The organism is Pseudomonas sp. 05N434, assembly GCF_056396965.1.
In genome coordinates, this window is sequence record NZ_JBFTMK010000428.1 from 1 (window position 1) to 4413 (window position 4413).

Sequence of the window (4413 nt, forward strand, 5' to 3'; positions counted from 1 at the left end):
ACCCGGGAATGCTCGCCGACGCGGCCGACGGGTACGAAGCACTCCTGAGTTCGAACCTGGATTCCTTACTGACGGCCTTCGCGCCACCTGGCCCCAATACGAGCGGCGACCACAAATCGCCGCTCCAATGATCAACCTCGACCGTGGAGATCGAAGACCTTATGAAACCCCTAGGCTCAGCACATCGGATACTGATCGCCGGCGCCCTGGTGTTCTGCCAGGCAGCCTTCGCTCATGGCCCCGTCTTCGACTGCTACATCGAGAGCGATGATCTGGTGAAGTGCGAGGCGGGTTACACCGACGGCAGCTCCGCCGCTGGCAGAAAAGTCCATGTCCAGGACACTAGCAACAAGGTGTTGCTCGAAGGAAACGTCGGCACCGACAACACCTACGCATTCCAACCCCCAGCCGGGAAATACTCCGTTGTGTTCATGGGCGGAGACAACCATCAAGCCACGATTCAATCATCCGACATTTCAAGGTGAAATCGACCATGCCGATCAAACGACGACTGCTCCAGGCACTTGCCGCCGTTACATTAGGTTGCCTGACAGGCGCTGCACAGGCCCATTTCCAGATGCTCTACGTCGAGGAAACGGCGCTGCCGCGTGCGGATAAACTGGAGTTCGCGCTGGTGTTCACGCATCCCTTCTCCGGCGGCCCCACCATGACCATGGATGAACCCCGCGCCTTTAGCCACATCAGCTCGCACGGCGGGGAAAAAATCGATCTGCGCCAATACTTGCGCCCTGTCCAGTGGCAGAGTCGCGATAACCAAACGACTGCCTATCGTGCGTCGATTCCGCGGGAGTTGGTTCGCTCACTGGGTGACCATATCTTCGTACTCGAGCCCGAGCCCTACCTGGAAACCGAGGAAGACGTCTACATCCAACAGTTCACCAAGCTGATCGTGAACGTGGGCGGAGTACCCGGCAACTGGGCAGAACCACAAGGGTTGCCGGTTGAGATCCAGCCACTGAACAAGCCTTATGCAAACTGGACAGGCGGAGTGTTCCGCGCCTTGGTGCTGGCCGATGGCAAGCCCGTTCCGTTCGCCGAAATCGAAATCGAATACATCAACCATTCCGTCGATATCGAGAAAAACGCCTTCGGCCAGCAAGACTATGTAACGGCACCTCAAGCTTCATTCAAATCCCTGAGCTCCTACACGGACGCCCAGGGCATCGTGACCATCGGCCTGCCCCGGGCCGGCTGGTGGGGTATTGCAGCGCTCGACATCGGTACAACGAAAACCCACAAGGGCAAACCCTTGTCGCAAGACGCGGTGCTGTGGGTGCAGGCCAGGGATATGAAATGAAAAGCGCATAAAGCAACCGCGCCTGACAGGCCTCACGAAAAGCGCCCTACCCCCTCAGAAACGGATAGATATCGCCTCGAATCCGGATAGATGCACCGCACAGAAAGGCTTTCAATCAGGTCGTGCCTAAAACTACAAAAAGGGTGTACCTGATGAACAGCTCTAGAAGCATTGCGCAGTGGCAAGATTACATTCAGGGTTGCCTGGATTTTCGGCCGGCCGAAGGTATTTACCGCGTCGCCCGCGACATGTTCACAGAGCCGGAACTGTTCGACCTGGAGATGGAACTGATCTTCGAGAAGAACTGGATCTACGCCTGCCACGAGAGTGAAATCGCCAATCCCAATGATTTCCTGACGATGCGCGCCGGTCGTCAGCCGATGATCATCACCCGCGATGGAAGCAATCAGCTCCACGCGCTGATCAACGCTTGCCAGCACCGGGGCGCGACCCTGACTCGCGTCAGCAAAGGTAACCAATCTACCTTCACCTGTCCGTTCCACGCCTGGTGTTACAAAAGTGATGGCCGCCTGGTCAAGGTCAAGGCTCCGGGGGAATACCCGGAAGGTTTCGACAAAGCAACCCGCGGCCTGAAGAAGGCCCGGATCGAGAGCTACAAGGGTTTCGTCTTTATCAGCCTGGACGTCAATGGCAGCGACTCGCTGGAAGACTACCTCGGCGATGCCAAAGTGTTCTTCGACATGATGGTCGCGCAGTCTCCGACCGGCGAGCTGGAAGTACTGCCCGGCAAGTCGACCTATAGCTATGACGGCAACTGGAAACTGCAGCACGAAAACGGCCTGGATGGTTATCACGTCAGCACCGTGCACTACAACTATGTCTCCACGGTACAGCATCGCCAGCAAGTCAACGCGGCCAAGGGCGGCGGCTCCGACACGCTGGACTACAGCAAGTTGGGCGCCGGCGATGCCGAGACCGACGACGGCTGGTTCTCGTTCAAGAATGGCCACAGCCTCTTGTTCAGCGACATGCCCAACCCGACYGTACGCGCCGGGTATGCCAGCGTCATGCCGCGCCTGGTGAAGGAATACGGCCAGCAACAAGCCGAGTGGATGATGCATCGTCTACGCAATCTCAACATCTACCCAAGCCTGTTCTTCATGGATCAGATCAGCTCGCAGCTGCGTATCGTGCGCCCAGTGGCCTGGAACAAGACCGAGATCACCAGCCAGTGCATCGGCGTCAAGGGTGAGTCCGACGCAGATCGGGAAAACCGGATCCGCCAGTTCGAGGACTTCTTCAACGTTTCAGGCATGGGCACTCCCGACGACCTGGTGGAGTTTCGCGAAGCCCAACGCGGATTCCAGGCCCGCCTCGAGCGCTGGAACGAAGTGTCCCGCGGCAGTGAGAAATGGGTCGAAGGCCCCACCCCGAACAGCGAGGCTCTGGGCATCAAACCGGTACTGACCGGCACCGAGTTCACGCATGAGGGGCTCTACATCAATCAGCACGGATCCTGGCAGCGCTTCCTTCTGCARGGTCTTGCACAAAAAGCCCTGAAGTTGAAGGAGGTGTGAAATGAGCGCACTACAACATTCCGTCGAACAATTCCTCTACCGCAAAGCCGAGCTGTGTGATCAGCAGGATTGGGACGCCTACATCGCCCTGTTTGATGAACAGAGCGAATTCCACCTGCCGCAATGGGAGTCGGAGCATGTGTACACCACCGATCCCAAGCGCGGCATGTCGCTGATTTACTACTCGAACCGCTCCGGCCTGGAAGACCGGGTATTTCGTCTGCGCACAGGCAAGTCGGCAGCTTCAAACCCGATGCCGCGCACCTTGCATCAAATCAGCAATGTGCGAATCAAGGAGATCGATAACGGCTTGCTTGAAGTCAAGGCCGCCTGGGTCACGCTCTACACCCGGCAAGGGCTGTCCGAGCAGTTCTACGGCCATGTGACCTACCACCTCAAAGCGGACGCAGACAGCTGGAAGATCACCCGCAAGCACATCGTGCTGCTCAACGACACGATCAACTCAGTGCTTGATTTCTATCACCTGTGAACTGTGGGGCACGCTGTCATGAACCATAAAGTCGCTTTCAGCTTCGCAGATGGCAAGACCTCGTTCTTCGAGGTCAAGCCCAACGAACTGCTGCTCGACGCCGCGCTACGCAATGGCGTGAACATCCCGCTGGACTGTCGCGAAGGTGTCTGTGGCACTTGCCAGGGTCGCTGCGAATCAGGCCAATTCACTCAAGACTACGTCGATGAAGAGGCTCTTTCCGAGCAGGATCTGGCGCAACGCAAAATGCTCTCTTGCCAGACCCGCGTGCAATCGGATGCGTCGTTCTATTTCGACTTCGATTCGAGCTTGTGCAACGCTGGCGCAACCCGGTTACTGCAAACGGTGATCACCGGTGTAGAACAGGTGTCGGCCACCACGGCGATCCTTCATCTGGACGCTTGCGCCCACCAGCAGCAATTGGACTTTCTTCCGGGGCAATACGCTCGACTGCATGTACCGGGCACCAGTGAGTGGCGCTCCTACTCATTCGCCAACCGCCCCAACCCCACCAACCAATTGCAGTTTCTCATCAGGCTCCTGCCTGATGGCGTGATGAGCAACTTCATCCGCGAGCATTGCCGCCCCGGTCAAGTACTCGAGCTCGAGGCCCCATTGGGGAGCTTCTATCTACGTCAGGTGACCAAACCTCTCGTACTGGTGGCAGGAGGAACCGGCCTGTCGGCCTTCCTCGGGATGCTTGATAACATTGCAGAAAAAGGTGGCTGCGGGCACCCGATCCAACTGTTCTATGGCGTCACGCAGGACAATGACCTGTGCGAAACTCAACGCCTGGCTGATTATCGCGACCGCATCGCCGACTTCGACTATCACCTTGTGGTTTCGAAACCCTCCGTGGATTGGCAAGGTAAAACCGGGTGGATTCCTGATCACTTCGACCGTCAGTCGTTCGACGCCAACCCATTCGACATCTACCTGTGCGGTCCTCCGCCCATGGTCGACGCGATTAAAACCTGGTTCAACGATCAGAAGATCGAGCAGTTCCAGATGTATTACGAGAAGTTTATCGATAGCAATTCCAAACATTGAGCAACAGGGAAATATCC

5 protein-coding genes are annotated in these 4413 nt (G+C 57.2%); all 5 read left to right on the forward strand.

Annotated elements, in window-relative coordinates:
• Positions 1 to 143: 143 nt before the first annotated feature.
• The 5 genes from AC1DLB_RS22470 to antC all read left to right on the forward strand — a co-directional run bounded on the left by AC1DLB_RS22470 (position 144) and on the right by antC (position 4396).
• Positions 144 to 485, forward strand: a complete 342-nt coding sequence (locus AC1DLB_RS22470; protein ID WP_019578571.1) for a hypothetical protein — start codon at positions 144 to 146, stop codon at positions 483 to 485.
• Positions 486 to 493: 8 nt separating this feature from the next.
• Positions 494 to 1318 (forward strand): DUF4198 domain-containing protein, encoded by an 825-nt coding sequence (locus AC1DLB_RS22475; RefSeq protein WP_019649044.1) that lies wholly within the window; start codon positions 494 to 496, stop codon positions 1316 to 1318.
• A gap of 152 nt (positions 1319 to 1470) precedes the next feature.
• The gene (gene antA, locus AC1DLB_RS22480; protein ID WP_064617272.1) at positions 1471 to 2856 is read left to right on the forward strand and encodes an anthranilate 1,2-dioxygenase large subunit; all 1386 of its coding nucleotides are present in this window, start codon (positions 1471 to 1473) and stop codon (positions 2854 to 2856) included.
• A 1-nt stretch (position 2857) separates the two neighbouring features.
• A complete protein-coding gene (antB, locus tag AC1DLB_RS22485) occupies positions 2858 to 3346 on the forward strand; it encodes an anthranilate 1,2-dioxygenase small subunit (protein ID WP_018927825.1) in 489 nt (162 codons plus the stop codon).
• Between the two features lie 18 nt (positions 3347 to 3364).
• Positions 3365 to 4396 carry an anthranilate 1,2-dioxygenase electron transfer component AntC gene (gene antC / locus AC1DLB_RS22490; protein ID WP_064617268.1) on the forward strand — a complete coding sequence of 344 codons (1032 nt, stop codon included), beginning with the start codon at positions 3365 to 3367 and terminating at the stop codon, positions 4394 to 4396.
• Positions 4397 to 4413: the final 17 nt, after the last annotated feature.

What these genes read in the sequence shown, in the direction of transcription:
- antB (WP_018927825.1), top strand. Translation starts at nt 2,858, where the DNA reads ATGAGCGCACTACAACATTCCGTCGAACAATTCCTCTACCGCAAAGCC.
- antC (WP_064617268.1), top strand. Translation starts at nt 3,365, where the DNA reads ATGAACCATAAAGTCGCTTTCAGCTTCGCAGATGGCAAGACCTCGTTC.
- AC1DLB_RS22475 (WP_019649044.1), top strand. Translation starts at nt 494, where the DNA reads ATGCCGATCAAACGACGACTGCTCCAGGCACTTGCCGCCGTTACATTA.